Raw genomic sequence first — 24,506 nt, 5'->3', positions numbered from 1 at the left:
GCCGCGACGGCGCCCGGCGGCGCGATCGGCCGGGCCGGGCCGGCCAACCGGATGGAGGCGATCCGCAGCGGCGACGCCTACGGCCGGCGCCGGATGCGCCGCCATCGCCATCGACGCTGAGCCGCCGTCCACTTCCCTTCGACCACGGAGACCCCCGACGATGCGCCGCGTCCTGCTCACCGCCCTGACCCTCGCCGCCTTCAGTGGACCCGCCTTCGCCCAATCGACGGGCGCCCCGGCGGGGAGCGACCCGGCGACGGCGCCGGGCGGCACCGAAGGACTCGCCGGCCCCCGCAACGAAATGAACGCCGTCCGCGACGGCGACGCGGTGCCCGTGCCGCCGCGCACGGGCGGGATCGAGGGCGACACGCCGCCGTCGGGCGAACGGATGCCGCCACCGCCGCGTTATTGAGGCGCGTAACGCCGCCCATGAGGACCGCCGGCCTCAAGGCATGACCCGCATCTCCCCCCCGGAGAGGGGGGGAGGGAAGAGCCGCCGCCTATTGCGGCAGCTTGTCGTCGATGCCCTTCACGTACCAGTTCATGCCCAAAATCATCGGGTCGGGCGCGCTCTCGCCCGCCTTCACGGCCACCGTGCCGTCCTGCTTCGTAACCGGGCCGGCGAAGGGGTGGAGCTTGCCCGATGCGATGTCGGCCTTGGTCGCCTCGGCCATCGCCTTCACGCTGTCGGGCATGTTGGCGAAGGGCGCGAGCACGACCATGCCGTCCTTGATGCCGCCCCAGGTGTCGTGGCTCTTCCAGCTCCCGTCGAGCACCGCCTTGGCCTCGCTGATCACGTAGCCGTCCCAGTCGTCGGTGATGGCGGTCAGTTGCGCCTTCGGGGCGAAGCGGGCCTGGTCGGAGGATTGACCGAAGGCGAGCTTGCCGGCCTTCTCGGCCTCCTGCAGCGGGGCCGCGGAATCGGTGTGCTGGGTCAGGATGTCGGCCCCTTGCGCCAGCAGGGCCTTGGCCGCCTCCGCCTCCTTGCCCGGATCGAACCAGGTGTTCACCCAGACGATCTTGAGCTTGATGTTCGGGTTCACCGATTGCGCGCCGAGCATGAAGGCGTTGATGCCGCTCACCACCTCGGGGATCGGGAACGAGGCGATGTAGCCGACGGTGCCGGACTTCGAGAGCGTTCCGGCGATCTTCCCGCAGACGTAGCGGCCCTCGTAGAAGCGGGCCGAGTAGGTCGAGACGTTGGCGCTGCGCTTGTAGCCGGTGGCGTGCTCGAACTTCACGTTCGGGAACTTCTTGGCGACCTTCAGGGTCGGCTCCATGAAGCCGAACGAGGTGGTGAAGATCAGCTTGGCGCCCGAGCGCGCCAGCTTCTCGATCGAGCGCTCGCTGTCGGCCTCCGGCACGCTCTCGAGATAGGTGGTCTCGACCTTACCGGGCATCGCCGCCTCGAGCGCCTTGCGGCTGAGGTCGTGCTGGTAGGAATAGCCGTAATCGGCCACCGGGCCGACGTAGACGAAGCCGACCTTGAGCTTGTCGTCGGCCTGCGCGGCGGGTGCGAGCAGGAGGGCCGCCAGGATGGCGGCAGTGATCGTCCGCATGGTCGTCGGTATCCCCAAGGTCGTTACCCCTACGATGGCCCCCGCCTTCAGCGGTGTGGCGTAAATTCGCGGCCCAGAGCGGCGGGCGCCAGCGAGCCGCCCTGGCGCCGCCCGAGCGACAGCAAGACCAGGGCCAGGATCGTCGCGAGGTAGGGCAGCGCCGACAGCGCCTGCCCCGGCAGGCCCAGGCCCGCGGCCTGGGCATGGAGCTGCAGCACCGTCGCGCCGCCGAACAGCAGCGCGCCGGCCGCCAGGCGCAAGGGGCGCCACGAGGCGAAGACCACGAGCGCCAGCGCGATCCAGCCGCGCCCGGCGGTCATGCCCGGCGACCAGAACGGCGTGTAGGCCAGCGACAGGTAGGCTCCGGCGAGCCCGGCGCAGGCGCCACCGAACAGCACGGCCAGCACCCGGACCCGACGCACCGGCAGCCCGAGCGCGTGCGTCGCGGTGTGGTCGTCGCCGATGGCGCGCAGCACCAGCCCGGCGCGGGTCCGGCCGAGGAACCACCACACCCCGAGCACCAGCAGGATCGCGGCGTAGACGAAGGCGTCCTGCGAGAACAGCAGGTCCCCGACGACCGGCAGGTCGCTCAGGCCCGCCACGTGCAGATGCGGCGCCGGATCGCGCTTCATCCCGACATAGCCGGTGCCGACGAGGCCCGAGAGCCCGAGGCCGAGGATCGTCAGGGCGAGGCCCGACGCCACCTGGTTGGCCGCCAACCCGACCGTGAGCACCGCGAACAGCGACGACAGCGCGAGCCCGGCGCCGGCCCCGCCGAGGGCGCCGAGAAGCGTCGAGTTCGTCTCGGTGGCCACCGCGAAGCCGGCGGCGGCGCCGAGCACCATCATCCCCTCGGTGCCGAGGTTGAGCACGCCGGAGCGCTCGGCCACCAGCTCGCCGACCGCGGCCAGGATCAGCGGCGTCGCCGCCGTCAGCACGGTGACGAGCACCATCTGGACGATGTCGAGACTCATCGCCGGACTCCTGTTGCCACCGTGCGGGGGTGCGACACGCGTCCCGCTCGGCGCGCCGCCCTCCCCCTGGAGCGGGGGAGGACGATGGCAGACGGCACCGCGCCGTCATTCCGGGGCGCCGCAGGCGAGCCCGGAATCCAGAGCCGCCGACGGTGCCAAGTCCGGCGCGACCTGCGGTTCTGGATCCCGGTCTCCGCTACGCGGCCCCGGGATGACGCGGTGCTGCCGGCGGGTTTCCGAAGGGCACATCGCCCTCTGCGATCACCCAGCCCGCAGCGGGGGGACGGAAGGCGCAGTGCGGGCACGGGCTTCGAGAGACGGTCCATCACGCGGTCCGCCGCGGACCGCCCGGCACGAGCTGGATGCGGTAGCGGGCGAGCACGTCGGCCCCGAGCACGAAGGCGAGCAGCAGCCCCTGGAACGCGCGGGTGAGGTCGAGCGGCAGCTTCAGGTCGATCTGCGCCGCCTCGCCGCCGATCGTGGTCAGCGCGATCACCCCGGCGGCGACCAGGATGCCCGGCGGCGACAGCCGCCCGAGGAACGCGACGATGATCGCGGTGAAGCCGTAGCCCGGCGAGATCGTCGGCTGGAGCTGGCCGATCCGGCCCGCGACCTCGACGATGCCGGCGAGCCCCGCCGCCGCGCCGGAGATCGCGAAGGCGGCGAGCGTCAGCCGCGCATCGCTGAAGCCGGCGAACCGCGCGGCCCGCGGCGCCGCGCCGACGACGCGGACCTCGAAGCCGAACAGGGTGCGGGCGAGCACCACAGTCGCGACGACCACGGCCAGCAGCGCGACCAGCACCCCGGCATGCAGCGTGTCGCCCTCCATCAGGTAGGGCAACCGCGCCGCCGGATCGAACGGCACGCTCTGCGGAAAGTTGAAGCCGGCCGGATCGCGCAAGGGGCCGCGGGCCATGTAGTCGAGCAGCAATTCGGCGACGTAGACCAGCATCAGGCTGGTCAGGATCTCCGAGACGCCGAGCCGGACCTTCAGGATCGCCGGGATCATCGCGTAGGCGAGGCCCGCGAGCGTGCCCGCCGCCAGCATCGCCGGCAGGATCCAAAGGGTGAACCCCTCCGCCCCTTGCGTCGCGACGCCGATCCAGCCCCCGGCCAGGCCGCCGACCACGAACTGGCCCTCGGCGCCGATGTTCCATAGGTTCGCCCGGAAGCAGAAGGCGAGCCCGGTGGCGATGAGCGCCAGCGGGGCGGCCTTCAGCGCCACCTCCTGCAGCGACCAGACCTCGCTTAAGGGAGTGACGAAATAGGTCATGAACGCGGCGCCCGGCGCGACGCCGAGCAGCGCCACCGCGACCCCGCCGACGAGCACGGCCCCCGCGAAGGCGATCACCGGCGACAGCGCCGACAGCACGGCCGAGCGCCGGGCGCGCGGGCTCAGATCGAGGCGCATGGCAGGCTCGGGGTGACCGGAAAGAGGCTGGGTCCAGACATCGCCGCCAGGGATTCGGAGTGCACGGTGCGACCCCCCTCGCCCCGCACGCGGGGAGAGGCCCGGCTGCACCGCGTCGTGCGGCCGGGAAGCGCAGGCGAAGCCGAAGCGGCGGTGAGGGGACGGTGCCGGTTGAGGCTCACCCGTCGAAGCCCCCTCACCGTCGGCTGCCGCCTCGCCGCGACGACGACGAGGTCGTCGCGGCCCTCTCCCCGCAGGCGGGGCGAGGGGATGCGCGGCGGCCGGCTCGCATCGACGAGCCAGGCGTCCGAGGATTCTTGCAGGAATTCGGAGTGGGCAGTGCGACCCCCCTCTCCCCGCGGGCGGGGAGAGGCCCGGCTGCACCTTGTCGTGCAGCCGGGAAGCGCAGGCGAAGCCGAAGCGGCGGTGAGGGGGTGGTGCCGGTTGAGGCTTCTCCGTCGAAGCCCCCTCACCGTCGGCTGCCGCCTCGCCGCGACGACGAGGGCGTCGCGGCCCTCTCCCCGCAGGCGGGGCGAGGGGATGCGCGGGTCCCCTCGCCCGTCCGAGAGAGGGCCAGGGTGAGGGGTGCGACCCATCCGGAAAGACCTGAACCCCTCACCCCGACCCTCTCCCGAACGGGAGTGGGGGCCGCGTCGCGCGTCGAACGACTTCGCGGCGACCGCGGATGAGCGAACGGATGCGGCGCTAGACATGCGCGGCCTCCGATCCGCCCATCAGCAGCCCCACCGCCTCGCGGGTGGTCTCGCCGACGGGCACCGGGGCCGAGAGCGTTCCGGCATGCAGCACCGCGACCCGGCTCGCGATCTCGAACAGCTCGTCGAGGTCCTGGCTGATCACCAGGAGCGCGGCGCCGCGGGCGGCGAGGTCGATCAGCGCCTGGCGGATGCGGGCGGCGGCCGAGGCGTCGACGCCCCAGGTCGGCTGGTTGACCACCAGCACGCCGGGCTCCGCCTGGATCTCCCGCCCGACGACGAACTTCTGCAGGTTGCCGCCCGAGAGCGTCCCGGCGGCGGGGTCGGGGCCAGCCTTGCGCACGTCGAAGGCGGCGATCACCGAGGCCGCCAGCGCGCGCGCCGCCCCGCGCCGGAGCAGGCCGAGGCGCGCGAGCGGCGCGGTGGCGTGGCGCGACAGCACCGCGTTCTCCGACAGGCTCATCTCGGGCGCCGCCGCGTGGCCGTTGCGTTCTTCCGGCACGAAGGCCGCGCCGCGGCGCCGCCTGGCGTTGATGCCGAGCCGCCCGACGGCGGCGCCGTCGACGACCACGGTTTCGGGTCGTGCGGCGGTCGTCTCCCCGGAGAGGGCGGCGAAGAACTCCGCCTGCCCGTTGCCGGCGATGCCGGCGACGCCCAGGATCTCGCCGCCGCGGACCGACAGGCGGATGTCGCGCAACGCCGTCCCGTGCAGGCCCGGCGCCGGCAGGGACAACCCGTCGAGGACGAGGCGCTCGGGGCCCGGCGCCGTGCCGGCGCGGCCGGTGACCGCGCCGACCTGCGCCCCGACCATCAGGGCGGCGAGCGAGCGGGCGCTCTCGCCTTGCGGGTCGCAGGCGCCGACGACCTTCCCGTGGCGCAGGATGGTGGCGCGGGCGCAGAGCCGGCGCACCTCGTCGAGGCGGTGCGAGATGTAGAGCAGCGCCCGGCCCTCGTCGCGCAGCCGCTCCAGCACGGAGAACAGCAGCTCGGCCTCGCCCGGCGTCAGCACCGAGGTCGGCTCGTCGAGGATGACGAGGCGCGGGTCCTGCAGCAGGCAGCGCACGATCTCGATGCGCTGGCGCTCGCCGGCCGAGAGCGACCAGACCGGCCGGCCGGGATCGAGATGCAACCCGTAGGTGGCGCCGAGCGCCGCAATCCGCTCGGCCAGCGCCTTGCCCGACAGGCCCTTGGGCATCACCAGCGCGATGTTCTCGGCCACCGTCAGGTTCTCGCACAGCGAGAAGTGCTGGAACACCATGCCGATCCCGATGGCGCGGGCCGCCTCGGGGCTCGCCAGCCGCACGATGTCGCCCCGGTGGGTGACGACGCCCTCGGTCGGCTCCAGCAGCCCGTAGAGGATCTTCATCAGGGTCGACTTGCCGGCGCCGTTCTCGCCGAGCAGCGCGTGGATCTCGCCGGCCCGGATCTCGAGGTCGACGCCGTCGTTGGCGGTGAAGTCGCCGAAGCGCTTGACGACGCCGTAGGCCCCGTAAAGCGGCGCGGTGCCGATGCCTGTGTTGGTGCTGGTGGTTGTGCCGGTGTTGGTGCTTGTGCCGCTGTTTATGCTTGTGCTTGTGCCGATGCTGGTGGTCGTGCCGGTGTCGGTGCTCGTACCGATGCCGACGCCGGTCCCGGTGGCGTTCGACGGCACGCCCGCCATCAGGCGTCGCCGAGGAGGCTGAGGGCGAGCCGGCCGTGTTCCTCGCGGAGCTTCCTCGTGTCCATGCCGACGGGGTGCCCGTCGACCACCCGCCACGCGCCCGCGACCATCACCCGGTCGGCGCGGTGCGCCCCGCAGAGGACCAGCGCGGCCAGGGGATCGTGCGCGCCGGAGAAGCGCAGCTCGTCCAGGGTGAACAGCGCCAGGTCCGCCTCGCGGCCCGGCGCGATCCGGCCGATGTCGTCGCGCCCGAGGCAGCGGGACGAGCCCTCGGTGGCCCAGCGCAGGGCGTCGAGATGCGTCACCCGCTCGGCGCCATAGGTGAGGCGGTTGATCATCAGGGCGTGGCGCACGCCCTCCATCAGGTTGGAGCTGTCGTTCGAGGCCGAGCCGTCGACGCCGAGCCCCACCGGCGAGCCCGCCGCCTCCAGCTCGCAGGTGCGGCACTGGCCGGACGCCAGGGTCATGTTCGAGGTCGGGCAGTGGCACACGCCGACGCCGGCCTTGCCGAGACGCCGGACCTCGTCGTCGTTGAAGTGGATGCCGTGCGCGAGCCAGGCCCGCGGGCTCATCCAGCCGACCTCCTCGAGGTAGTCGACCGGGCGCTGGCCGAACATCTCGAGGCAGTAGGCGTCCTCGTCCAGCGTCTCGCCGAGATGGGTGTGGAGCTGGCAATCGTAGCGGTCGGCGAGGCCCGCGCTCTCGCGCATCAGCCGCTTGGTGACGTTGAAGGGCGAGCACGGCGCCAGCCCGATCCGCACCATCGCGCCGGGCTTGGGGTCGTGGAATAGGTTCAGCACCCGCTCGCTGTCGGCGAGGATGGTGTCGTCGTCCTGCGTCAGGCACTCGGGCGGCAGGCCGCCGTCCTTCACCGACAGGCTCATCGAGCCGCGGGTGACGAAGGCGCGGATGCCCAGGGCCTGCGCCTCGTCGACCTGCACGTCGACGGAATCCTCCAGGCCCTTCGGGTAGAGGTAGTGGTGGTCCCCCGCCGTGGTGCAGCCGGAGAGCAGGAGCTCGGTGTAGGCGAGCCGCGTGGCGAGGCGGAACGCGTCGGGGGTGATCTTGTCCCAGACCGTGTAGAGCGCCTTCAGCCACGGAAACAGCGGCTTGTTGATCGCCAGCGGGTGGGCCCGCGTCAGCGTCTGGAAGAAATGGTGGTGGGTGTTGATCAACCCCGGGATCACCACATGCCGCGCCGCGTCGAAAGTCTCGTCCACCGGCGCGGCCGGCTTGGCGCCGGCCGCCACGCACTCGACGACGCGGGTGCCCTCGACCACGACGCCCCCGGCCGCCCCCTCCGCGAGGATCGCCAGCGGATCGCGGACCCACAGGCGCCGGAGCTTCGCGTCGGATCCCGTCATGCCGTCTCCCATTCCGTTGCGGTCGCTCGACCGACGATCCACCCGCGATCAGAAGATGTGGAACGCGACGCCGGCGAGGAAGCTCTTCTCTTCCGTACCCTTGAACGTCGCCGTCTCGACGTTGCCGAACTTGTTCAGCCAGTACTGGAAGCCGATGAAGGCATCGACCTTGTTGGGCTGGTCGTAGATGAGCTTGCCAACGTCGAGCACCAGGTTGGTGCGCGAGAGGAATTCGAGGCCGCGCTTCGGGTTGAAGGCGAAGTCGGCGGTGTTCTGAACGCCGCGGCCCTTGGGCAGAACGATGTTGTTGAAGCCGGTGAGGCTCAACGGCAGGTTGGTGAAGCCGAGGGGGAAATTGTAGACCAGCTCGAATTCCGGCACGACGTCGAAGCTCTGGTCGCGGTCGGGCTGCAGGTTGAAGCCGTTGCGGTTCCACTCCTTGTAGGCATGGACCGACAGGTTGAGGAAGCCGGCCGGCACGTCGAACGAGAAGTTGAGGCCGCCGACCACGTCGCGCTTCTTCGAGCCGAACGCGTCGTTCTGCGAGTTGGCGTCGAACCCGAAGGCGAGGGACACGTCCTTCACGATGCCGGGCAGCGTGAACGCCTTGGAGTTCGTGATCGCGTTGAGGCTCAGCGTGCCGCGATACAGGCCGTAGGCTTCGGTGTTGCCGTAGTCGGCGAAGAACGGCGCGCCGACGCTGCCGGGCGGGTTCGTGGTGCCGGCCGGGAACTGCGAGCCCGACTTCAGGATATCGAGCGAGAAGAAGTTCGTGCCGTAGGCCCAGGCGTCGGCATGCGAGATGTTGTAGATTTGCTTGGGCGCCTCGCGGCTGCGGAAGCTCCCGTCGGCCTTCTGAATCTGCACGCCCGGCGACACGGTCGGGAACTGGTAGCGATAGCTGAACTGCGTGTCGGCGAAGAGGAAGAACGGCGCCTCCTTGGCGGGTGCCTCCACCGGGGCCTTCTTCGCGTCGAGATCGGCCGCCGCGCCGGCCTGGACAAATCCGAGCGACAGGGCCGCTGCAACGAGGGTTCGAGCAATCATGGCTGCCGTCTCCGTGCCGAAAATCCGTCGAGCAGGCAGCAACCGGTATGCCAGCGCGTGCCAACCGGGGCAGACGCGCGGGCCGAGTCATAATTCGGCAACAGATTCGCCGGCCTACCCGTGGCGCCCGCTCTCGCGGGTGTCGTGACGACTTGGCCGGGAGCCAAGGCGGGACGGCCGCGACCGCGGCCCCGACGGGACCGCGCCCGCCACGTTCCGGGTCGTCGCCCATCGCGGCGGCAGCCCCCGCACACTATTGAAGCAGCGCCGGACAGTCTTTGTGGATGCGTTTCGCGCCGTCGGACGACATCGTCGGAGTCGCGCACCGCCGAGTCGGCCGCACGACGGGAGACCCTTCGCCATGGTGACCGTGGACGCCGAGCCGGCACCGCTGGCAATCGACCTTGCGACGACGGCGCTGGTCATCATCGACATGCAGCGCGACTTCCTGGAGCCCGGCGGGTTCGGCGAAAGCCTCGGCAACGACGTCTCGCTGCTGGCCGTCGCCGTGCCGCCGGCACAGGCGCTGCTCGCGGCGGCACGGCAGGCCGGACTCCTCGTGGTCCACACCCGCGAGGGGCACCGTCCCGACCTGTCGGACGCGCCAGCTGCCAAGATCGAGCGCGGCGCGCCCTCGGCCCGCATCGGCGCGCCCGGGCCGATGGGCCGCATCCTGATCCGTGGCGAACCCGGACACGACATCGTCGCCGCCCTCGCGCCCCTGCCGGGCGAGGCCGTGGTCGACAAGCCGGGCAAGGGCGCGTTCTACGCCACCGACCTCGCGGAGATCCTGACTGCGCGCGCCATCGCCACGCTGATCGTCTGCGGCGTCACCACCGAGGTCTGCGTCCACACCACGGTGCGCGAGGCCAACGACCGCGGTTACCGCTGCCTTGTGGTGTCGGATGCCTGCGGCTCGTATATTCCGGCCTTCCACGCGGCGGGCCTCGCGATGATCGTGGCGCAGGGCGGCATCTTCGGATGGGTCTCGGATTCGGGCCGCGTCGTCGCCGCGCTGGCCGCGGGCGCCCCCTGAACGATCGGCATCGCCCCCCGGCCAAGCTTGGCCCGGTTATTGCCCCGCCGGCGCGATCGGCAATCAGGAGTTCGTCGCATGCGTACAGTCTTGGCAAGCAGCTTGGTTCTCGCACTGCTGACGACGGCAGGTCTCGCCCAATCCTACACCGCGCCTGCGCCGACGGACGTGCCGTCGAGCGGCACGAAGAGCCTGAACAAGGCGGACCGCAAGATCGCCTGCACCCAGGAAGCCGACCGCCGGAACCTGCGCGGCCTGCGCCGGCAGCAATATCGCGCCGCCTGCCGCAACCGCCCGATCCCGCGGGGCTGAGCAGCCACGCCTTGCCGAAGCGGCGGCCGGGTTTTATCCGCGGCGGGCCGCGATCCCGGTCACGCCCGCAGCGAGTGGCCCCGTGGACGCCCCGACCCGCTACGCGCTCTACGACGCCCGAACCCGGCTCAGCGCTGGCCGCCTTCGGCGACGCGATCCTGGGCGACACGCCCCCGCCGGACTGGGATCCGGCCGACCGCGCAGCGCTCGCCGCCGTCACCGCGGCGCCGCGGGTCTACGGCTTCCACGCGACGCTGAAGGCCCCGATGCGCCTCGCCCCCGGCCGAAGCGAGGACGACCTGGTCGCGGCCTGCACCGACCTGGTGCAGGCCCGTTCTCTCCTGCCGATCGGGCCGCTCGCGGTCGTCCTGCTGGGGGACTTCGTCGCCCTGGTGCCCACCGCGCCGCCGCCGGAACTTGGCCTATTCGCAGCCGAATGCGTCGCCGCCCTCGACCCGTTCCGGGCGCCTCTGACCCCGACCGAGCGGGCGTGGCGCCGCCCCGAGGACCTCGACCCGCGCCGCCGTGTGCTCTTCGATCGCTGGGGCTATCCGCACGTCTTCGAGGCGTTCCGTTTCCACATGACCCTGACCGGCCGCCTCGCGGACGACGCCCGCGAGGCCTGGCGCGCCCGCTTGGCGGCAAGCTGCCCGCCGCTCTCCCTGACGATCGATGCGATCACGCTGCTGCGCCAGGACGGCGCGGCGCCGTTCCGCATCGTGCGGCGGTTTCCGTTCGAACCCTAGGCGGGCGCCGAGACACGGCCACGCGCCTACGGACGCGTGAGGCAGGTCTCCCGGCGCGTCGCTTGCGGCGGGCGGGACGCATGCTCATCGTCGAGGATCTGATGCACAGCTACGGATTGCGGCTCCCGGCGAACCGCTTCGCGATGCCGTCGAACGTCGGCTCCCGCTGATCGGCAGGAAGGTGCGGAGCGGGCCCGGTACGTTCTTCCCTGCCCCCTCTGCGCGGGAGGGAAACGCGTGTGCGGTGTACCGCCGCCTTACAGGAAGCGCCGGGGATCGAACGGCGCCAGCGGGATCTCCGGGGCCTCTCCGCCGACGAGCTGCGCGACGAGGCGCCCGGTGCGTGCCGAGCCGACGAGGCCGACATGCCCGTGGCCGAAGGCGTAGACCACGTCTGCGGTCCGCCGGGCGCGGCCGATACAGGGCCGCCCGTCCGGCATGCTCGGGCGATGGCCGAGCCACATCCGGATGCGCTCGGCCGGCACGGTCTCGGGCAGGTCCGGGAACATGCTGGTCAGGTGGTCGCGCAGGATCTCGGCGCGCTTCCAGTTCGGTGCCGCGTCGAGCCCGGAGAACTCGACCTGCCCCGCCGCGCGTAGGCCGCCCGCCATGGCGTTGACCACCATCTTGGCGTCCGAGGCCATCACCGGGGTGCGCGGCCCGGCCTCGGCGTCGGCGATCATCACGTGGTAGCCGCGCTCGCTCTCCAGCGGCAGCCGGTCGCCGAGGGATGCGGTTAGCGCGCCCGACCGGGCGCCAGCGGCGACCACCGCCCGGTCGCACGGGATCGCGCCGGCTTCGGTCTCAACGGCCACGAGCCGGCCCTCGTCGAGGCGGAACCCGGTGGCGCGGGTGCGGACGTGGGTGGCGCCGCGGGCACGCGCGAGGTCGGCAAGCCCCGCGACGTAGCTGCCCGGATCGCGGCAATGGCCCGCCTCCTCGACCATGACCCCGAAGGTGTAGCGGCGGTGCAGGGTCGGCTCGCGCTGGCGCAGCTCGTCGGCCGAAAGCTCGAGCCACCGCACGCCGACCGCATGGCGGATCGCCCAGGCGGCCGCGTCGGCCGCAAAGGCGGCGCGGTCGGGGTAGACGTGGAGCAGGCCGCGCCGCTCGATCAGGTGGCCGAGGCCGGCCTCCTCGGCGAGGCCGGCATGGAGGCGCGGCGCGTCCACGAGCAGAGTGCGCAACGCCCGCGCCGTGTCCGCGATCTGGCGGCCGCTCCGCGCCGCCCAGATGTAGCGCACCAGCCAGGGCAGCACCCGCGGCAGGTAGCGCCAGCGGATCGCCAGCGGCCCGAGCGGGTCGGCGAGGTAGGACGGGACGCGCTTCCAGATGCCAGGCTCCGCCGGCGGGATCACCGAGTGCGACGAGAGCCAGCCGGCGTTGCCGTAGCTCGACGCCTGCTCCCCGCCGGGCTCGCCCGGATCGACCACCGTGACCCGGTGGCCGGCGCGCAGGCATTCGAGCGCGCTCACGCTCCCGACCGCGCCGGCACCGATGATCACCACGTGGCGGGCCGAGGGTGCCGTCATCCGTCCGGTCTCCTGTCTCAGGCGCTCGCAGCCCGCGCCGAGGGTCCGTAGCGAACGCGGGGCGCCGCAGGCAATGCCGCCGGGCGACGGGATTCGTTCCCGGGACGCGAAGACCGACGTCTATGCCATGTTCGAGCGAACGCTCGACAAGGGCTATCCCCCGACGATCAGGGGACGCCGCTCGCGGAGGGCTAGGTCCTGTTCTACCAAGTGCTGTTCCCGGACACATGCACAAGGCGGCGGCGACGCGGATCGTGGACGTAGCGGGTTATCGCGCGGCGGTGAAATAAACAGGCGCGATATCAGCGGAGACGGCGGAGCGATGGCGGACCGAGTCGAAATCCTCGAAAACGCGCATCTTGTCCTGCCCGATCGGGTGGTCGCCGGCTGGCTCGCGATGGCCGGCGGACGCATCGCCGAGTTCGGCGAGGGCCGGGCACCCGGGCGCGGCGTCGATCTCTCCGGCGACCACCTTGTCCCCGGCCTGGTCGAGTTGCACACCGATCACCTGGAAAGCCACTACGCGCCGCGCCCCCGCGTGCGCTGGCACCAGCTGGGCGCCGTGCTCGCCTACGATGCGCAGATCGCGGCGTCCGGCATCACCACCGTGTTCGATTCGCTGCGCGCCGGCACCGACCCGGACGGCGGCGGCCTCGGCTCCGAGTTCGACACCCTGGCGCAGGCCATCGCCGACGCCCGCGCCGCCGGCCTGTTCCGGGCCGAGCACCTGACGCCCCTACGCTGCGAGATCCCTTCCGCCGACGTGATCGACACCGTGCGCGATTTCGGCGCCCGCCACCCCGTCGGCCTGATCTCGCTGATGGACCACACGCCGGGCCAGCGGCAGTTCCGCGACATGGCGAAGTACGACCAGTATGCCGGACGCGGCGGCCGGCCGATCGAGGCGATCCGGGCCGGCACCGCGGGCAAGATCCGCGGCGGCGCAGCCCTGAACGCGTGGAACCGCCCGATCGTCGTGGCGCTGGCGCGCGCGCACGGCATTCCGCTGGCGAGCCACGACGACACGACGCTCCCCGACGTGGCGATGTCGAAGGCCGAGTCGGTGGCGCTCGCCGAGTTCCCGACCACCCGCGCGGCGGCCGAGGCCTCGCACGGCGGCCGGCATCACTGTGATGATGGGGGCGCCCAACCTGATCCGCGGCGGCTCCCATTCCGGCAACGTGGCGGCGCAGGAACTGGCCGAGGCCGGCCTACTCGGCATCCTGTCCTCCGACTACGTGCCGGCGAGCCTGCTGATGGCGGCGTTCCAGCTGCCCGGGCGCGTGCCCGGCATCGACCTAGCCGCCGCCATCGCCACGGTGACGGCCAACCCGGCCCGCGCCACCGGCCTCGACGACCGCGGCCGGATCGCGCCGGGCCTGCGCGCCGACCTCGTCCGCATGCGGATGGCGCAAGGGGTGCCCGTCGTCCGCGAGGTCTGGCGCGCCGGCACACGGGTTATGTGATGGCAGAGTGTCCGATCGGCGGCTTCGTCCTCGTGGTCGGCCCGAGCGGGGCCGGCAAGGATACGGTGATCGCCGCCGCCGCGCGCGGCTGGCCGGCGACCCGCGCTTCGTGTTCCCGCGCCGCCTCGTGACCGGGCCGCCCTCCGCCCACGAGGACAACGCCGAGATCGCCGAAGCAGATTTTTCGCGTGCCGCCGCGGCCGGCGCGTTCCCCCTGCATTGGCGCGCCCACGGCCTCGGCTACTCGATCCGGCCCGATGCGCTGGAAGAAGCCGCGCGCGGGCGCATTGTGGTGTGCAACATCTCGCGCCGGGTGATCGAGGCGGCGCGCCGCATGCTCCCCGGCGTCCACGTCGTCGCGATCACGGCAGCCCCCGAGACCCTGGCCGCACGGCTCGCCGCCCGCGACCGCCCCGAGGACGGCGATCTCGGCGCGCGGCTGGCACGCGCGGTGCCGGCGGAGGCCGACGCCACCGTCGTCAACGACGGCGAGCGCAGCATCGCGACGGCCAACTTCGTCGCGATCCTTCTCGATCGCGCCGGACGGCGCTGAGCGACCGCTTCGAAGGGGGATAGGCCCGCGGCACGGCCCCCGCGTGCGGTCTTTCCAGTTAAAGGCAACCAAGGCGGCGATCGGCCTGTCGTCCGGGCCACCGACTGAACCGGGAAGAAAGCCAACACCATGTCGAACCGTCTCACGCTGTCCGCCGGCCTGATCGCCGCCGGCCTCCTCGCAACCCCGCTCGGCCTGACGGCAGCCTTGGCCCAAGCGCCCGCCGCGAAGGCCCAGTCCGACATGAAGGAGTTCCAGATCGCCAAGACCAGCAAGGGCGGCCTCGCCCAGGCGCTGACTACGGCCGAGGCCCAAGGCGAGAAAAGCCACGCGATCAACGCGGACTTCGAGAAGGCGGACGGCAAGAACCCGACCCATTACATCATCAAGGTCGTCTACCCGGACGGCAAGCTCGTCGAGTACGATATCGATGCCGAGACCGGCGCGCTCTACAAGACCGAGAACCAGCCGATCGAGCGGTACTTCACACGGCTCAAGCCCGCCGACTTCCAGAACGCCACCACCTCGCTGAAGGACGCCATCGCCGAGCGCAAGGCCGGCGGCGGCAAGGCCTACGAGGCGGAGGTCGAGCGCGAGCAGACCGTGAAGGTCGGCCCGGACGGCAAGGTCGTCGGCGACTGATCGAACGGGTGTGCGACGCGGCATCGAACGGGTGCCGCGTCGCCCCGTCGATCGTGGTACGGGGTCGGCCGGAAACGGAGTCGGGACCCCGAAGTGCGAGCCCTGTTGCCATGAACCCGACTGCCGTCGCCGTCATGCTGGCCATCGCCACCGGCGCGATCTCGCTGTTCCTGTTCGCCCTCGTCGAGGGCTATCCGCTGCTGCTGGCGAGCATGGTCGCCGTCTTCGTCGCGATGTTCGTGCGCTGGGGCTGAAGCGCCCCATCGACGCAGCGGACGGCTCCGAAAGCCGTCGATCCACGCGGGCTGTGGGTGCGGCGCGGGCCGCGACAGGGCGGAGCTTCACAAGGCTGTCACGCTGCTATTAGACTAAGCCCCTATGGAGAGGGCTTTTCGTCATTTCGCGAAGGGCTGGGATCGACCGGGTTGGCATCCGGGCCCCGCCGCGAGCCGGATGTATCCGCCCCAGTCGGTCGCCGATCGCGCCCGGCGAGCCACGCGTTTCCCATGCGCCCGGCCGAGACGGCGCCGCCCGCTGGGCCCCGCCTTCGACGCAGCGGCACACGATCTCCCCAATCACCCCCTCGACCTTGTCCTCGGGACGGCGCGCAAACCCGAACTCGCGCGTTGTCCCGTATGGCTTTCGTTCGAAGAGTCGCGCCGATGATGGATCTCCAGACCCTCGTCCTCAACGCGGATTACCGGCCGCTCTCCTACAACCCGCTTTCGTTGTGGAGCTGGAAGGATGCCTTCACCGCCCTGTTCCTCGACCGCGTGACCCTGGTCGCGAGCTACGACGTCGAGGCGCGCAGCCCGAGCCGGGCGCTTCGGGTGCCGAGCGTGGTGGCCCTGAAGAACTACGTGACGCTGGCCCGCAGCCCGGCCTTCACCCGCTACAACATCTACCTGCGCGACAGCTTCTCCTGCCAATATTGCGGCCTGCGCCTGCCTTCGGGCGGCCTGACCTTCGACCACGTCAACCCGCGCTCCCGCGGCGGGCTCTCCACCTGGGAGAACGTCGTCGCGGCCTGCAGCCCGTGCAACCTGCGCAAGGCCAACCGCACACCCTACGAGGCGGAGATGCCGCTGCTCACCGAGCCGCGCCGCCCGACCCGCTACGAGCTGCACCACCGCCAACCCGAATTCGACCACCGCGACTACCACCACACCTGGCTCGACTACCTGTACTGGGACAGCGAGCTGGAGAGCTGAGCGGCCGCGAGTTGGCTTCCGATTTGGGAATTCCCCGTCTCGGGGTGTCGCTTTGATGACCGAGAGTTCGGGATCATCAATCCCGATGGTGGGCGGTGACGGGCTCGAACCGCCGACCCTCTCCGTGTAAAGGAATGGGCCTCATCACCCGCAGAGCGCCGCTCCGTTGGCAGATCGCCGTTTCCGGCCATGGAGGGACATTCCGAGCCCTCGTTCCTGGGGAGTTTCTGGGGAGTTTCTGGGGGGATGTTCCCCGGACGTTCACCGCCTCCCAGCAGAGACGGCCTCGACGACGCCGCGCATGTGCTCCGGCGCATGGTGGCCGTAGACGTCGCGCACGATGCGCTCGGTGGTCCCGAGGGCGAGCGCCACCATCCCGAACGAGACGCCCTCGCGGACAGCCCACGTGGCGAAGCTGTGCCTTAAAATGTGCGGCGTCACTTCCTCGCCGAGGCCAGCGGCCAGGCGCGCCGTGTTCCAGGCCCGGCGCAAGCGCTCGAGCGGCATCCCCTCGAACTCGATGACGTGCGAGACGCTCTGCCCCTTCCAGCGGCGCATGTGCGCCTGCAGTCGGTTCGAGAGCGGCACCGGCGTGCGCCGCTTCGAGCTCTCGCCCTCCCCTTGCCCGCGCCGGTATAGGATGCCGCCGCGCAGGTCGACGTAGCCGCCCGCGGTCGTGGGGAGCCACTTCAGCCGCAGGATCGCCTCGTGCCGGGTGCCGGTGTAGAGGCCGGTCAGGATGAAGCGGGCGACGTGCCGGCTCTTGTCGAACTCGGCGCGCAGCTTCCCGTCGGGGCCGATCACACGCGGCCGGCGCCAGACCGGTGTCCCGGACGGGTCGTTCGCGACGTTGCGGAAGCCGAGGGCCGCCAGGATCAGGCGTGCCGCCTCCGATCGCGACAGCCATCGCTCGCGGCTCGGCTTCTTGTCCGGCATGGCGATGACGACGGGATAGAGAAGCCGGTGCTCGGCGTGGGCGTAGCCGATCGCGGCCGAGAGCACGCCGAGCTCGCGCAGCGCCGTCTGCGAGCCGACCCGGGGCACCTGGTCGACCGTCTCGAACCGGTAGCCGGGCCCGACCTTGTAGCGCGCCTGCGGCTGGGCCGTGCGCCAGGTCGCATAGGCGCGGCACACGTTCGGCGTGAGGTCGGCCACCATCTTCCCGGCGAAGAACTGCCCGAGGTTCGGGTTGGCTGATTTGACCACGTCCGGCCGCGCCGTGTGGGGCGCGTGCTCGTCCGTGTAGACCTTCAGGACGTCGAGGACCGAGACGCGAGCGGGATCACCCTTGCCGAAGTCGGGCCGGTATTTCCGCGCGAGGTGCTCTTGGAGCTTTTGCTCAGCTTGCGCGTGCTCTCCATAAGCGCAGCCAGTGCCGACGTCTGGCTGTCCGCTGTCGCGGATGAGCCACCGGTCGTCCTTGCGCGAGTAGTAGAGGCGCGCTCCCTTGGCTGGACGAGGCATTTCCGAGCCATCCGCTTAATGTCGCCGAGCGTGGTGTGAATCCGCCCGAACAGTTCGTAGGTGACCAACCGATCACGCTCGGCCTCGCGCCGCAAGGATTTCGCGGACACGGACGAGACGATGCCGTGCGCCATGGCGACCTCCGCCGCGATGCTCAGGGGCATCATGGTCTCGTCGGTGACCTCGTTAGGCGCTGGGATCCGGAGGCTTCGTGGCATCAGGCGGCCCTCGCTGCGATGTCGAGCGCGTCGATGTTGGCGTGGTGGACCGTGAAGGTGACCGCGACGACCCAGGGGTTGGCGGCCCAGGCGCCGTCGCCGTGGATCTCGTTCCAGAGACCTTCAAACCAGCGCTGCGGCCACCTCAGCCGCGAGGCGGTCTGTGCGGCGGTCTCCCGGACTGCATTGAGCTTGCCGGGGTCCAGCGCTTCACAGAGCGCGCCAAAATCCGGCATGCCCTCCGTGACCGCGTCTGCCTCACTGATGTCGTTCAGCCGCTCCACGCGAACCTCGGTGACGACGAGCGTCAGGCAGCTCGCCCAGCGGGTCATGTGGATGGAGGGGCGTAGTCGGCCCTTTAGCCCGATCTCCGCATAGCTACGCGCAGTTGCTGCGTGCTCGACATCGGCGTCGCGGCAGATGTCTCGGGGCGGGGTGCGATCAAGGCTTCGTGCCGCGCGCCATCCCTCGCGGACCCACAGCCGATCGCCGACTCCGTAGGGCAACGGCAGAGCCGCAAGACAACCGGTACCCTGGCAGATAACCTCTGGCGCGCCTGACCCGCCGAACTTGATGTGGTCCGGGTCGGTGCTCGCCCACTTCGGCAACTTCAGCAGCCGCCGCGTTTGCGTCTTGCAGCCGGCCAGCAGCGCCCGAACCATGGGCGCCGAGAAGATGATGGGGCGATCAGCCATGGGCGACCTCCGGGATCTGCGGTTGGGGGAACGTGCGCTCGGTGGCGTCGCCGGCGGCGGCGAGCACCCCGCGGGCGAATTCGCGGGCTCCGTCGCGGCTGGTTGGCAGCGCCAGCGCGATGCCGCGCGACGGGACCTTCACGACGAGCTCGACGCCGCTCGACGTCGCGATCGCCTCGATGCTCCGGGTCGGGCCGGAGGTTGCGATCGCGTCCATGCTCACACCATCCCCAGCGCTTGCATGTAGAGCTCGAGGATCGCCTCCTCCTCCTGGCGCTCGCTGTGGTCCTTCTTGCGCATGCGCAGGATGGCGTTGACGGCCTTCGTGTCGAAGCCGCGGCCCTTCAGCTCGGCCATGACCTCCTTGATGTCGCTGGCGATGCCGGCCTTCTCCTCCTCCAAGCGCTCAATGCGTTCGATGAAGGCGCGCAGCTCGTCGGCGGCTACGCCCTCGGAGGAAGACACGTCGCTGGTCGTCGGCATGTTGTGGACGCTCATCGGCGGGTGTCCTCGGAGGAGCGATTGCAGGTCGCTTCATTGGAGAAGTGGCTCAACGGCCTATCGATCGTTGTGTCGAATTCGATGCATTTTGCGCGAACGTCTTTCACGGACGTGTGCAACAGTGCTGATCGATTAACTTCGCAGGAGCCAGAGCTGTGGTTGAGCGCCGAACAGTTGAACGACAGCGGACCGATGGCGTTGGATCGATAGCAGTCGATGAACACACCTCGCTCGCTTGCCTGATCTACGACATCTCCGACTTCGGGGTTCGCCTCACACTTCCGCAGGCCGAGGCGGTTCCGGCCACCTTCGTGCTCAACGCCTCCTGTCTGAGCGCCACTCGCGTCTGCAAGGTGGCTTGGCGCACCGATGAGAGCATCGGCGCGAAGTTCTGCCGCTAGCGGGTCCGCGGCTCGGTTCGGGCAGGGAACGCAGTTCTCAGCCATGGGCGGCCTCGATCACTGCGACCACGGGCGGCGCCCACTGGCTACCGTTCACGCGCCGCCGGATCTCGCGAGCCTTGATCGCGAGGAGGCTGCCCTTCACCCGATCGGGCGCGGTCCACCGGTTAGCCGACGGCTTCCCGCGGATGTAGGCCCGCGCGTCGTCCCGGTAGGCGTGGATCTCGGCTTCGGTGAACCCGGCCTGCACCAGGTGGACGAAGGTGCAGCATTCCTCGACGCCCTCCATCTGGTAGCGCATCACCTGCGCCATCCGGGCAATCTGGGCGCGGGCGTCGGGGGCATGCCTGGCGGCAGCGATGAGAGAGGGTGACGGCACGATCAGGACTCCTGCGGTTTTAGGTCGGTGACGCGGATCTGGACGGCTGCATTCACCTGGAGGCCTCCTGACGGATCGGGGTGGTTCGGGCGGCGCGCCGGCGGTAGCCGTAGAGGCAGCGGCTGGCGGAGCCGCGGTCGCGGTAGCCGAAGCGCTGGGCGACGGCGGCGCGGTCGACGTCGTTGGTGGTCCAGGCCGCGAGCAGCGCCTCGAAGCGCTTCAGGCGGGCGCGGGCCCGCCGGCGGCGCGCGTCGCGCTCCTCGACCAGGACCTGCGCGACCTCGTGCTCGTCGGCGTTCAGGATCTCGGCGATGCGGGCGGTGTCGAGCCCGGCGTCGAAGGCGCGCAGCGCACGCTGCGCCGCCTCCGGATGGTCGAACCCGCGGTAGCTCCAGCTCATCGGCCCATCTCCTCGAGGAGAGCCGCGGCGCGGTCGGCGATGTCGGGTAGGAAGTGGCTGAGGCGCAAGGCCAAGGGAGAGCCGCCATCAGGCCCGGCACCGGGCAGCGTGTGCAACGGCTCGTCGAGGATCAGGGCCAACACGTCGGCGAAGCGCTCGAGCAAGGCGGCGGTGTCGATCGGCGACTCCGGGACGGTCGGAAAGAGCGTGCGATCGGTGAAGCCGGCCAGGAAGTCGGCTGCCGGCGCTGGCACGCCGAACCACTTCGCGGCGGCTTCCGACACGGCTGCGAGCGGCCCGGGCCCGGCGATCGACACGCGCCAGATCCGCAGGCAGGACGCTTGCCAGGTGAGGACGACGCCGTCGGCGCCGATCGCCACCGGGGTGACCTCGCACATCGCGAGGCCACCGACCGCCAGAGTGATGCAGCCGTCGGCGTTGGCCGCGAACCAGGTTGCACCCTTGCCCCGGACGGTTTCGACGATGCGCAGTGCAGGCTTGATCATGCGCGGGTGTCCTCGCCAGCGAATTCCGGGATCTCGCTGAGGGTCTGCAGCAGGACGCGGACGCGGTCGGCGAGCGCGGGCGTCAGCGGCACCACGCGATGGGCGAAGAGCTGCTCGAGCACCGCGATCGCGGCCTCGGCGATGACAGGCTCGTCGGGCTCGTTCGGCTCGGGCCAGCGGCCGGCGGCGATCAGCACCACCGGGGGAGACGGCCGGTCGGCGGCGTCTGCGCCGGGCGGGAAGCCGAGCCCTTCAAACACGCGCGGTGCCCAGCTGCGGGGCATCGCGGCCCAGAGCACTAGCTCGCGCGGGTGACGGGGCGCGATCGCGACGAAGCTCGCTAGGAAGGCTGGGATCCGGATCATGCCGGCGGCACCTGCTGCTGAGCGCGGACGACGCCGGCGAAGGCAGCCCAGAGCTGCTGGGCTTCATCGTGGTCCAGCACCGAGGCGGAGACGCCGGCCGCCCAGATCGCGGCGCGAGCCCTGCTTGCGCGGTCGCGCGTGAGGATCAGCAGGGTGCCGGCGCCGAGCTCCAGCCCGAGGGCGGAGGCGTCGGCGGCGTTCAGCGGGCCGCGGGCTCGCGGCGCCGGCGGCGCGGCACCACCTGCGGCCGCCTGGATGGCTGCCCGAGCGTCCTCGACCACCTCGGCGAACAGCTTCTCCGGCAGGATGTCGAGGATGTTGTCGAGGCGGGCGACGCCGCCGCAGGTCGTGCGGGCGTTCCGGTTGTTCGCGATCGCCGCGGCGGCCGCAGCGACAGCTGGGGTGAGGAGGTGATCGCCGTTGCCCATGTCAGGCACCCTCCCCGGTTTCGGGAGCGATGCGCGGGTCGAGGAACCACGTGATGGGCCGACCGAGGAGGTCGGCAACGATCTGCAGCGAGCTGGCGCTGATGCAGTTCGTGCCCTTCTCGTAATGATGGATCTGGGGTCGTGAGACGCCGAGGGCGGCAGCAACGGCACGCTGGGTGAGGTGCGCTGCCTGACGCGCATACTGAATGCGCTCGCCGATACGGCGGTCGGCAGCTGTGGCGGGTAGACCGGCCATGTCAGGCAGCCTCCGCCGCGACGACCAACGGGCGGTCAGCGAAGTCGAAGAGCTGATGCAGCTTGCCGTCCTCGTCGGAGACGTGGATCGGGTTCAGCCGGAAAAAACCGCCGCCGGCATAGTTGCAGGGACCCTTGCCCTCTTCGGCGAAAGCGTCCCGCGGCTCGGCGAGCAAATAGCGGCCGATGCAGGAGAACGCGACGACGCCCTCCGCGGTCTTCGCATCAGCGTACTCGCTGACCGCGATCGCAGTTTTGCAGCACGGGCAGCGGAACCGCCACGTGAGCTTGTCGGCGCCGTAGCGCTCGGTGCCGGCCTGCTCCCAGGCAGCCTTGGTGAGGGTTACAGTGCCACTCATGACACGAACCCCGCAGGCTGAGGATCGTAGGCCGGCAGGTCGTGCGCCGGCATCAAGCGGTGGCCGCAACGGTCGATCACCAGGACCATGCGGCCGGCGGCGTCCGCTGTGCGGGCAGAGAGCGGGGCGAAAGCCGGCATCCGGTCGAACCAGCCGACGACGGCGACCTTCTCACCGCAGGCCAGCCCGCTGTTAGGGACGACGATGCGGCCGGCGAGGGGATGCTCGGTGGCGTGGGCCATGTCAGCGCCCTCCTTGCCCGGCGGTTGGGGCGCGGCCGTCCCAGAACACGTTGCCGACGGCCCAGAGGGCGCAGCCGCCGAGGAACGGCGACAGGGTGACGAGGATCGCGGGGCCGCTCACAGCGACCTCACGTCGATCGAGGACGGGCGCGAGAGGACGGCACCGGTGGCGCGGTCGATCAGCTCGTTGGTTCCGAGCTTGCGCAGGACGGGTGAGCGGCGTCCGCCGGACATTGGACGGCGGGGGGCGGTGCGGGTGCCCTCGTGGCGATCCTGGATCCGGCGGGTCCGGTAGATTACCGCCCGGTCGGAAGGGTACTTCGCAGCGTCGCACTCGATGCAGATTACCTGGCAGTTCTCCAGGGTGGCGGAGCCGCCGATCGCATCGGGGATGATGTGGTCGAAGCGGTAAAAGCCGGGATGGAGGACGCAGGGGCAGCGCTCGCCCCAGGGGAGCTCCGCCTCACAGCGCTTGTCGGCGCGGATCAGCGCGGCCTTGCGGATGTCGTGGGAGAATTCGGTTCGGGGTCTGGGTGGCACGGGCGGCTCCATCGGCTCTACGAGCTGCGATGGAGCAAATTAGCCAGATGGCAAATTCTACGTCAAGCACTTTTTGCCATTTGGCGAAATATGAGGTTGCTCAGTGCGATGTTGGGATCTCCAACTGTTGAACGGAGACCAGCGTCGCGATGGGGTTCTCGCATTCGGCGCACGCAAAGCTCTGCCTCTGCAGCCACGCGCTCACGAGAAGTTCGTCGACGCAGGTCGGCGCATCCTCCAGGTCCGGCGACTCGATCATACGCTTCGTCATGTGGTGGCAGTTATGGCACCGCAGACCCATCTCGAAACGGGCGCGGATCGTCGGAACTGCTGCAAACATCGAAACCTCGCTGGTTCAATGTTCTTTATTTGTTCCATTTTCGACATGGGAGTCGAGGGGCGATCCGTTGTGCAGAAAATGGGCCTGTGGATGGCTGGGGAAATCGCAGTTTTAATAGGTTCGGCTCCGTCCCGAAGCGTCAACCCTAGTGAATATAAGTGTATGTAGAACACGATACAGACGACCGTCCAGCGATTTCTACACGGTGCTGGAAAGTCGTTTTAGACGGTGCATGAAAGCCACACCCTGTGATGGGGATCCGGCCGTTTCCGCTCGCGGCGCCGCGGAGGGGCAGGCCTCGCTGGCTCGTGCGACGTCGGGGTGTTTCGAACGTTTGCCGTGATCCAGGGCGCGATCTCGCCATCGCGAGATCACGCCATCATCGCTCGACCGAGCACGGCCCAGGGATCGCGATCCCTGGCGCGCTCCAGGCGCTGCGCGAACTCCTCGGAGGCGACGATGGTCTTCAGCAAGGCCGTTCGCGAGACTCGCGCGGCGAGGTAGGACTGGATCGCGCTGGGCTCGGGCGCCCTCTCGAGAAGCCATAGGTAATAGAGCGTGATCTGCTGGCGTGTGAGCGCGTCGGGCAAAAGCGCCATCCGTTTCCAAGAGGTAGGCCGGATTGGCCCTTACCAGGCGTGGGCGGTAAGGGAAATCGCGACCCCAGGACTGGTTGCGACCGTGTTAGGGTGTGAACCGAACCAAGATATTGCCTGCGCTAGGTTTTGTGATTCACGGCTGTCGTTTGCAGAGCGGAGGCGGCGATGGCGGACTTGTTTTGGCTGTCGGACGCGCAGTGGGCGGCGATCGAGCCGTTCCTGCCGAAGAACCAGCCGGGACCGGAGCGTAAGGACGACCGGCAGATCATCTCCGGCATCCTGCACGTGCTCACCTCCGGCTGCCGCTGGCGTGACTGCCCGGCCACCTACGGCAAGCACACCACGGTCTACAACCGTTTCAATTGCTGGTCCCGCCGTGGCTTCTGGACGGCGATGCTGGCCGCCCTGCCCAAGGCTGGTTGGGCGGGTGATGCAGCCGCCATCGACAGCACCTACGCAAAGCGCACCGCGCGGCGCATGGCGGTCAAGGGGGGGGGGGGCTGTAAATTAAACAAAAAACCGAGCCCACGAGACAACGCTGCAGGGGGTTTGCCGGGTTAGGGTTGAAAAAAAAAAGGGGGGGGGGGG

At 70.4% G+C, this 24,506-nt stretch carries 32 protein-coding genes and 3 pseudogenes; 13 read left to right on the top strand and 22 right to left on the bottom strand.

The features are described 5' to 3' along the window. The first annotated feature begins 160 nt into the window (after positions 1-160). Complete coding sequence (locus FV229_RS14465) at positions 161-412, top strand: hypothetical protein (protein ID WP_147752652.1); 252 nt, start codon at positions 161-163, stop codon at positions 410-412. An 88-nt stretch (positions 413-500) separates the two neighbouring features. On the opposite strand, the gene FV229_RS14460 is transcribed toward FV229_RS14465, so the two are convergent. The 3 genes from FV229_RS14460 to FV229_RS14450 all read right to left on the bottom strand — a co-directional run bounded on the left by FV229_RS14460 (position 501) and on the right by FV229_RS14450 (position 3,944). Further along, positions 501-1,559, bottom strand: a complete 1,059-nt coding sequence (locus tag FV229_RS14460; RefSeq protein WP_147752651.1) for a BMP family ABC transporter substrate-binding protein — start codon at positions 1,557-1,559, stop codon at positions 501-503. Positions 1,560-1,606: 47 nt separating this feature from the next. Beyond that, a complete protein-coding gene (locus tag FV229_RS14455; RefSeq protein WP_147752650.1) occupies positions 1,607-2,533 on the bottom strand; it encodes an ABC transporter permease in 927 nt (308 codons plus the stop codon). A gap of 325 nt (positions 2,534-2,858) precedes the next feature. Continuing rightward, positions 2,859-3,944: an ABC transporter permease gene (locus tag FV229_RS14450; protein ID WP_147752649.1), complete on the bottom strand. Its 1,086-nt coding sequence runs from the start codon at positions 3,942-3,944 to the stop codon at positions 2,859-2,861. 59 nt (positions 3,945-4,003) lie between these two features. Between FV229_RS14450 and FV229_RS28105 the strand changes: the two are divergent. After that, positions 4,004-4,216 (top strand): annotated as a pseudogene (locus FV229_RS28105) (hypothetical protein); the annotation flags it as partial. Positions 4,217-4,649: 433 nt separating this feature from the next. Here FV229_RS28105 and FV229_RS14435 read toward each other — a convergent pair. The 3 genes from FV229_RS14435 to FV229_RS14425 are packed head-to-tail and all read right to left on the bottom strand — an operon-like array spanning position 4,650 to position 8,728. Further along, complete coding sequence (locus FV229_RS14435; RefSeq protein WP_187275155.1) at positions 4,650-6,317, bottom strand: ABC transporter ATP-binding protein; 1,668 nt, start codon at positions 6,315-6,317, stop codon at positions 4,650-4,652. After that, complete coding sequence (locus FV229_RS14430; protein WP_147752648.1) at positions 6,317-7,681, bottom strand: 8-oxoguanine deaminase; 1,365 nt, start codon at positions 7,679-7,681, stop codon at positions 6,317-6,319. Before FV229_RS14430 ends, FV229_RS14435 begins: the two co-directional genes overlap by 1 nt. Positions 7,682-7,729: 48 nt before the next feature. Further along, complete coding sequence (locus tag FV229_RS14425; RefSeq protein WP_147752647.1) at positions 7,730-8,728, bottom strand: hypothetical protein; 999 nt, start codon at positions 8,726-8,728, stop codon at positions 7,730-7,732. A gap of 361 nt (positions 8,729-9,089) precedes the next feature. Between FV229_RS14425 and FV229_RS14420 the strand changes: the two genes are divergently transcribed. From FV229_RS14420 to FV229_RS14410, 3 genes are all read left to right on the top strand, one after another. After that, positions 9,090-9,764, top strand: coding sequence for an isochorismatase family cysteine hydrolase (locus FV229_RS14420; protein WP_147752646.1), 675 nt, complete (start codon positions 9,090-9,092; stop codon positions 9,762-9,764). Positions 9,765-9,842: 78 nt separating this feature from the next. Beyond that, positions 9,843-10,076: a hypothetical protein gene (locus FV229_RS14415; RefSeq protein WP_147752645.1), complete on the top strand. Its 234-nt coding sequence runs from the start codon at positions 9,843-9,845 to the stop codon at positions 10,074-10,076. Between the two features lie 74 nt (positions 10,077-10,150). Beyond that, entirely contained in the window at positions 10,151-10,822 is a 672-nt protein-coding gene (locus tag FV229_RS14410; RefSeq protein ID WP_147752644.1) for a DUF1045 domain-containing protein, read from the top strand. A 257-nt stretch (positions 10,823-11,079) separates the two neighbouring features. On the opposite strand, the gene FV229_RS14405 is transcribed toward FV229_RS14410, so the two are convergent. After that, the gene (locus FV229_RS14405; RefSeq protein ID WP_147752643.1) at positions 11,080-12,354 is read right to left on the bottom strand and encodes an FAD-dependent oxidoreductase; all 1,275 of its coding nucleotides are present in this window, start codon (positions 12,352-12,354) and stop codon (positions 11,080-11,082) included. Positions 12,355-12,676: 322 nt separating this feature from the next. On the opposite strand from FV229_RS14405, the pseudogene FV229_RS14400 reads away from it, so the two are divergent. The 6 genes and pseudogenes from FV229_RS14400 (at position 12,677) to FV229_RS14385 (ending at position 16,226) form a co-directional block, all read left to right on the top strand. Further along, positions 12,677-13,820 (top strand): annotated as a pseudogene (locus FV229_RS14400) (alpha-D-ribose 1-methylphosphonate 5-triphosphate diphosphatase). Next, positions 13,820-13,951, top strand: coding sequence for a hypothetical protein (locus FV229_RS28450; RefSeq protein ID WP_281406719.1), 132 nt, complete (start codon positions 13,820-13,822; stop codon positions 13,949-13,951). The pseudogene FV229_RS14400 and the gene FV229_RS28450 overlap by 1 nt, the downstream one beginning before the upstream one ends. Continuing rightward, positions 13,930-14,373, top strand: coding sequence for a phosphonate metabolism protein/1,5-bisphosphokinase (PRPP-forming) PhnN (locus FV229_RS14395; RefSeq protein ID WP_246688199.1), 444 nt, complete (start codon positions 13,930-13,932; stop codon positions 14,371-14,373). Before FV229_RS28450 ends, FV229_RS14395 begins: the two co-directional genes overlap by 22 nt. Before the next feature lie 129 nt (positions 14,374-14,502). Beyond that, positions 14,503-15,015 carry a PepSY domain-containing protein gene (locus FV229_RS14390; RefSeq protein WP_147752642.1) on the top strand — a complete coding sequence of 171 codons (513 nt, stop codon included), beginning with the start codon at positions 14,503-14,505 and terminating at the stop codon, positions 15,013-15,015. 110 nt (positions 15,016-15,125) lie between these two features. Beyond that, positions 15,126-15,269: a hypothetical protein gene (locus FV229_RS27440; protein ID WP_187273707.1), complete on the top strand. Its 144-nt coding sequence runs from the start codon at positions 15,126-15,128 to the stop codon at positions 15,267-15,269. A gap of 408 nt (positions 15,270-15,677) precedes the next feature. Beyond that, a complete protein-coding gene (locus FV229_RS14385; protein ID WP_147752641.1) occupies positions 15,678-16,226 on the top strand; it encodes an HNH endonuclease in 549 nt (182 codons plus the stop codon). A 261-nt stretch (positions 16,227-16,487) separates the two neighbouring features. On the opposite strand, the gene FV229_RS14380 is transcribed toward FV229_RS14385, so the two are convergent. The 4 genes from FV229_RS14380 to FV229_RS14365 form a co-directional block, all read right to left on the bottom strand. Continuing rightward, positions 16,488-17,690 (bottom strand): site-specific integrase, encoded by a 1,203-nt coding sequence (locus FV229_RS14380; RefSeq protein ID WP_147752640.1) that lies wholly within the window; start codon positions 17,688-17,690, stop codon positions 16,488-16,490. A gap of 217 nt (positions 17,691-17,907) precedes the next feature. Next, a complete protein-coding gene (locus FV229_RS14375) occupies positions 17,908-18,603 on the bottom strand; it encodes a hypothetical protein (protein ID WP_147752639.1) in 696 nt (231 codons plus the stop codon). Beyond that, complete coding sequence (locus FV229_RS14370) at positions 18,596-18,820, bottom strand: hypothetical protein (RefSeq protein WP_147752638.1); 225 nt, start codon at positions 18,818-18,820, stop codon at positions 18,596-18,598. Before FV229_RS14370 ends, FV229_RS14375 begins: the two co-directional genes overlap by 8 nt. A 2-nt stretch (positions 18,821-18,822) precedes the next feature. Beyond that, a complete protein-coding gene (locus FV229_RS14365) occupies positions 18,823-19,101 on the bottom strand; it encodes a DUF2312 domain-containing protein (protein ID WP_147752637.1) in 279 nt (92 codons plus the stop codon). A 158-nt stretch (positions 19,102-19,259) separates the two neighbouring features. Here FV229_RS14365 and FV229_RS14360 point away from each other — a divergent pair, with 158 nt between their 5' ends. After that, positions 19,260-19,505 (top strand): PilZ domain-containing protein, encoded by a 246-nt coding sequence (locus FV229_RS14360; protein ID WP_147752636.1) that lies wholly within the window; start codon positions 19,260-19,262, stop codon positions 19,503-19,505. Between the two features lie 37 nt (positions 19,506-19,542). Here FV229_RS14360 and FV229_RS14355 read toward each other — a convergent pair whose 3' ends face one another. The 11 genes from FV229_RS14355 to FV229_RS14305 all read right to left on the bottom strand — a co-directional run bounded on the left by FV229_RS14355 (position 19,543) and on the right by FV229_RS14305 (position 23,918). Continuing rightward, positions 19,543-19,884, bottom strand: a complete 342-nt coding sequence (locus tag FV229_RS14355) for a hypothetical protein (protein ID WP_147752635.1) — start codon at positions 19,882-19,884, stop codon at positions 19,543-19,545. A 52-nt stretch (positions 19,885-19,936) separates the two neighbouring features. After that, positions 19,937-20,284 carry a hypothetical protein gene (locus tag FV229_RS14350; RefSeq protein WP_147752634.1) on the bottom strand — a complete coding sequence of 116 codons (348 nt, stop codon included), beginning with the start codon at positions 20,282-20,284 and terminating at the stop codon, positions 19,937-19,939. After that, entirely contained in the window at positions 20,281-20,790 is a 510-nt protein-coding gene (locus FV229_RS14345; RefSeq protein ID WP_147752633.1) for a hypothetical protein, read from the bottom strand. Before FV229_RS14345 ends, FV229_RS14350 begins: the two co-directional genes overlap by 4 nt. Then, complete coding sequence (locus tag FV229_RS14340; protein WP_147752632.1) at positions 20,787-21,155, bottom strand: hypothetical protein; 369 nt, start codon at positions 21,153-21,155, stop codon at positions 20,787-20,789. The genes FV229_RS14345 and FV229_RS14340 overlap by 4 nt, the downstream gene beginning before the upstream one ends. Beyond that, positions 21,152-21,583 carry a hypothetical protein gene (locus tag FV229_RS27435; protein WP_187275154.1) on the bottom strand — a complete coding sequence of 144 codons (432 nt, stop codon included), beginning with the start codon at positions 21,581-21,583 and terminating at the stop codon, positions 21,152-21,154. The genes FV229_RS14340 and FV229_RS27435 overlap by 4 nt, the downstream gene beginning before the upstream one ends. A 1-nt stretch (position 21,584) precedes the next feature. After that, on the bottom strand, positions 21,585-21,839 hold the full coding sequence (locus tag FV229_RS14330) for a helix-turn-helix transcriptional regulator (RefSeq protein WP_147752631.1): 255 nt from the start codon (positions 21,837-21,839) through the stop codon (positions 21,585-21,587). A 1-nt stretch (position 21,840) separates the two neighbouring features. Beyond that, positions 21,841-22,197 (bottom strand): VVA0879 family protein, encoded by a 357-nt coding sequence (locus tag FV229_RS14325; protein ID WP_147752630.1) that lies wholly within the window; start codon positions 22,195-22,197, stop codon positions 21,841-21,843. Beyond that, positions 22,194-22,439, bottom strand: a complete 246-nt coding sequence (locus FV229_RS14320; RefSeq protein WP_147752629.1) for a hypothetical protein — start codon at positions 22,437-22,439, stop codon at positions 22,194-22,196. The genes FV229_RS14325 and FV229_RS14320 overlap by 4 nt, the downstream gene beginning before the upstream one ends. A 117-nt stretch (positions 22,440-22,556) precedes the next feature. After that, positions 22,557-22,979: an HNH endonuclease signature motif containing protein gene (locus tag FV229_RS14315; protein WP_187275153.1), complete on the bottom strand. Its 423-nt coding sequence runs from the start codon at positions 22,977-22,979 to the stop codon at positions 22,557-22,559. A gap of 100 nt (positions 22,980-23,079) precedes the next feature. Then, complete coding sequence (locus tag FV229_RS14310; RefSeq protein ID WP_147752627.1) at positions 23,080-23,319, bottom strand: hypothetical protein; 240 nt, start codon at positions 23,317-23,319, stop codon at positions 23,080-23,082. Positions 23,320-23,690: 371 nt separating this feature from the next. After that, entirely contained in the window at positions 23,691-23,918 is a 228-nt protein-coding gene (locus FV229_RS14305) for a hypothetical protein (protein ID WP_147752626.1), read from the bottom strand. Between the two features lie 165 nt (positions 23,919-24,083). Between FV229_RS14305 and FV229_RS14300 the strand changes: the two are divergent. After that, positions 24,084-24,412: pseudogene (locus tag FV229_RS14300) on the top strand (IS5 family transposase); the annotation flags it as partial. Between the last annotated feature and the right edge of the window lie 94 nt (positions 24,413-24,506).

The organism is Methylobacterium sp. WL120, assembly GCF_008039465.1.
Taxonomy (GTDB): Bacteria; Pseudomonadota; Alphaproteobacteria; order Rhizobiales; family Beijerinckiaceae; genus Methylobacterium; species Methylobacterium cerastii.
Note: the sequence above shows the minus strand (reverse complement) of the source record. Positions and strands in the feature narration are given on the sequence as shown.

What these genes read in the sequence shown, in the direction of transcription:
- FV229_RS14465 (WP_147752652.1), top strand. Translation starts at nt 161, where the DNA reads ATGCGCCGCGTCCTGCTCACCGCCCTGACCCTCGCCGCCTTCAGTGGA.
- FV229_RS14460 (WP_147752651.1), bottom strand. Translation starts at nt 1,559, where the DNA reads ATGCGGACGATCACTGCCGCCATCCTGGCGGCCCTCCTGCTCGCACCC.
- FV229_RS14455 (WP_147752650.1), bottom strand. Translation starts at nt 2,533, where the DNA reads ATGAGTCTCGACATCGTCCAGATGGTGCTCGTCACCGTGCTGACGGCG.
- FV229_RS14450 (WP_147752649.1), bottom strand. Translation starts at nt 3,944, where the DNA reads ATGCGCCTCGATCTGAGCCCGCGCGCCCGGCGCTCGGCCGTGCTGTCG.
- FV229_RS14435 (WP_187275155.1), bottom strand. Translation starts at nt 6,317, where the DNA reads ATGGCGGGCGTGCCGTCGAACGCCACCGGGACCGGCGTCGGCATCGGT.
- FV229_RS14430 (WP_147752648.1), bottom strand. Translation starts at nt 7,681, where the DNA reads ATGACGGGATCCGACGCGAAGCTCCGGCGCCTGTGGGTCCGCGATCCG.
- FV229_RS14425 (WP_147752647.1), bottom strand. Translation starts at nt 8,728, where the DNA reads ATGATTGCTCGAACCCTCGTTGCAGCGGCCCTGTCGCTCGGATTTGTC.
- FV229_RS14420 (WP_147752646.1), top strand. Translation starts at nt 9,090, where the DNA reads ATGGTGACCGTGGACGCCGAGCCGGCACCGCTGGCAATCGACCTTGCG.
- FV229_RS14415 (WP_147752645.1), top strand. Translation starts at nt 9,843, where the DNA reads ATGCGTACAGTCTTGGCAAGCAGCTTGGTTCTCGCACTGCTGACGACG.
- FV229_RS14405 (WP_147752643.1), bottom strand. Translation starts at nt 12,354, where the DNA reads ATGACGGCACCCTCGGCCCGCCACGTGGTGATCATCGGTGCCGGCGCG.
- FV229_RS28450 (WP_281406719.1), top strand. Translation starts at nt 13,820, where the DNA reads ATGGCAGAGTGTCCGATCGGCGGCTTCGTCCTCGTGGTCGGCCCGAGC.
- FV229_RS14390 (WP_147752642.1), top strand. Translation starts at nt 14,503, where the DNA reads ATGTCGAACCGTCTCACGCTGTCCGCCGGCCTGATCGCCGCCGGCCTC.
- FV229_RS27440 (WP_187273707.1), top strand. Translation starts at nt 15,126, where the DNA reads ATGAACCCGACTGCCGTCGCCGTCATGCTGGCCATCGCCACCGGCGCG.
- FV229_RS14385 (WP_147752641.1), top strand. Translation starts at nt 15,678, where the DNA reads ATGATGGATCTCCAGACCCTCGTCCTCAACGCGGATTACCGGCCGCTC.
- FV229_RS14380 (WP_147752640.1), bottom strand. Translation starts at nt 17,690, where the DNA reads ATGCCTCGTCCAGCCAAGGGAGCGCGCCTCTACTACTCGCGCAAGGAC.
- FV229_RS14375 (WP_147752639.1), bottom strand. Translation starts at nt 18,603, where the DNA reads ATGGCTGATCGCCCCATCATCTTCTCGGCGCCCATGGTTCGGGCGCTG.
- FV229_RS14370 (WP_147752638.1), bottom strand. Translation starts at nt 18,820, where the DNA reads ATGGACGCGATCGCAACCTCCGGCCCGACCCGGAGCATCGAGGCGATC.
- FV229_RS14365 (WP_147752637.1), bottom strand. Translation starts at nt 19,101, where the DNA reads ATGAGCGTCCACAACATGCCGACGACCAGCGACGTGTCTTCCTCCGAG.
- FV229_RS14350 (WP_147752634.1), bottom strand. Translation starts at nt 20,284, where the DNA reads ATGAGCTGGAGCTACCGCGGGTTCGACCATCCGGAGGCGGCGCAGCGT.
- FV229_RS14345 (WP_147752633.1), bottom strand. Translation starts at nt 20,790, where the DNA reads ATGATCAAGCCTGCACTGCGCATCGTCGAAACCGTCCGGGGCAAGGGT.
- FV229_RS14340 (WP_147752632.1), bottom strand. Translation starts at nt 21,155, where the DNA reads ATGATCCGGATCCCAGCCTTCCTAGCGAGCTTCGTCGCGATCGCGCCC.
- FV229_RS27435 (WP_187275154.1), bottom strand. Translation starts at nt 21,583, where the DNA reads ATGGGCAACGGCGATCACCTCCTCACCCCAGCTGTCGCTGCGGCCGCC.
- FV229_RS14330 (WP_147752631.1), bottom strand. Translation starts at nt 21,839, where the DNA reads ATGGCCGGTCTACCCGCCACAGCTGCCGACCGCCGTATCGGCGAGCGC.
- FV229_RS14325 (WP_147752630.1), bottom strand. Translation starts at nt 22,197, where the DNA reads ATGAGTGGCACTGTAACCCTCACCAAGGCTGCCTGGGAGCAGGCCGGC.
- FV229_RS14320 (WP_147752629.1), bottom strand. Translation starts at nt 22,439, where the DNA reads ATGGCCCACGCCACCGAGCATCCCCTCGCCGGCCGCATCGTCGTCCCT.
- FV229_RS14310 (WP_147752627.1), bottom strand. Translation starts at nt 23,319, where the DNA reads ATGTTTGCAGCAGTTCCGACGATCCGCGCCCGTTTCGAGATGGGTCTG.
- FV229_RS14305 (WP_147752626.1), bottom strand. Translation starts at nt 23,918, where the DNA reads ATGGCGCTTTTGCCCGACGCGCTCACACGCCAGCAGATCACGCTCTAT.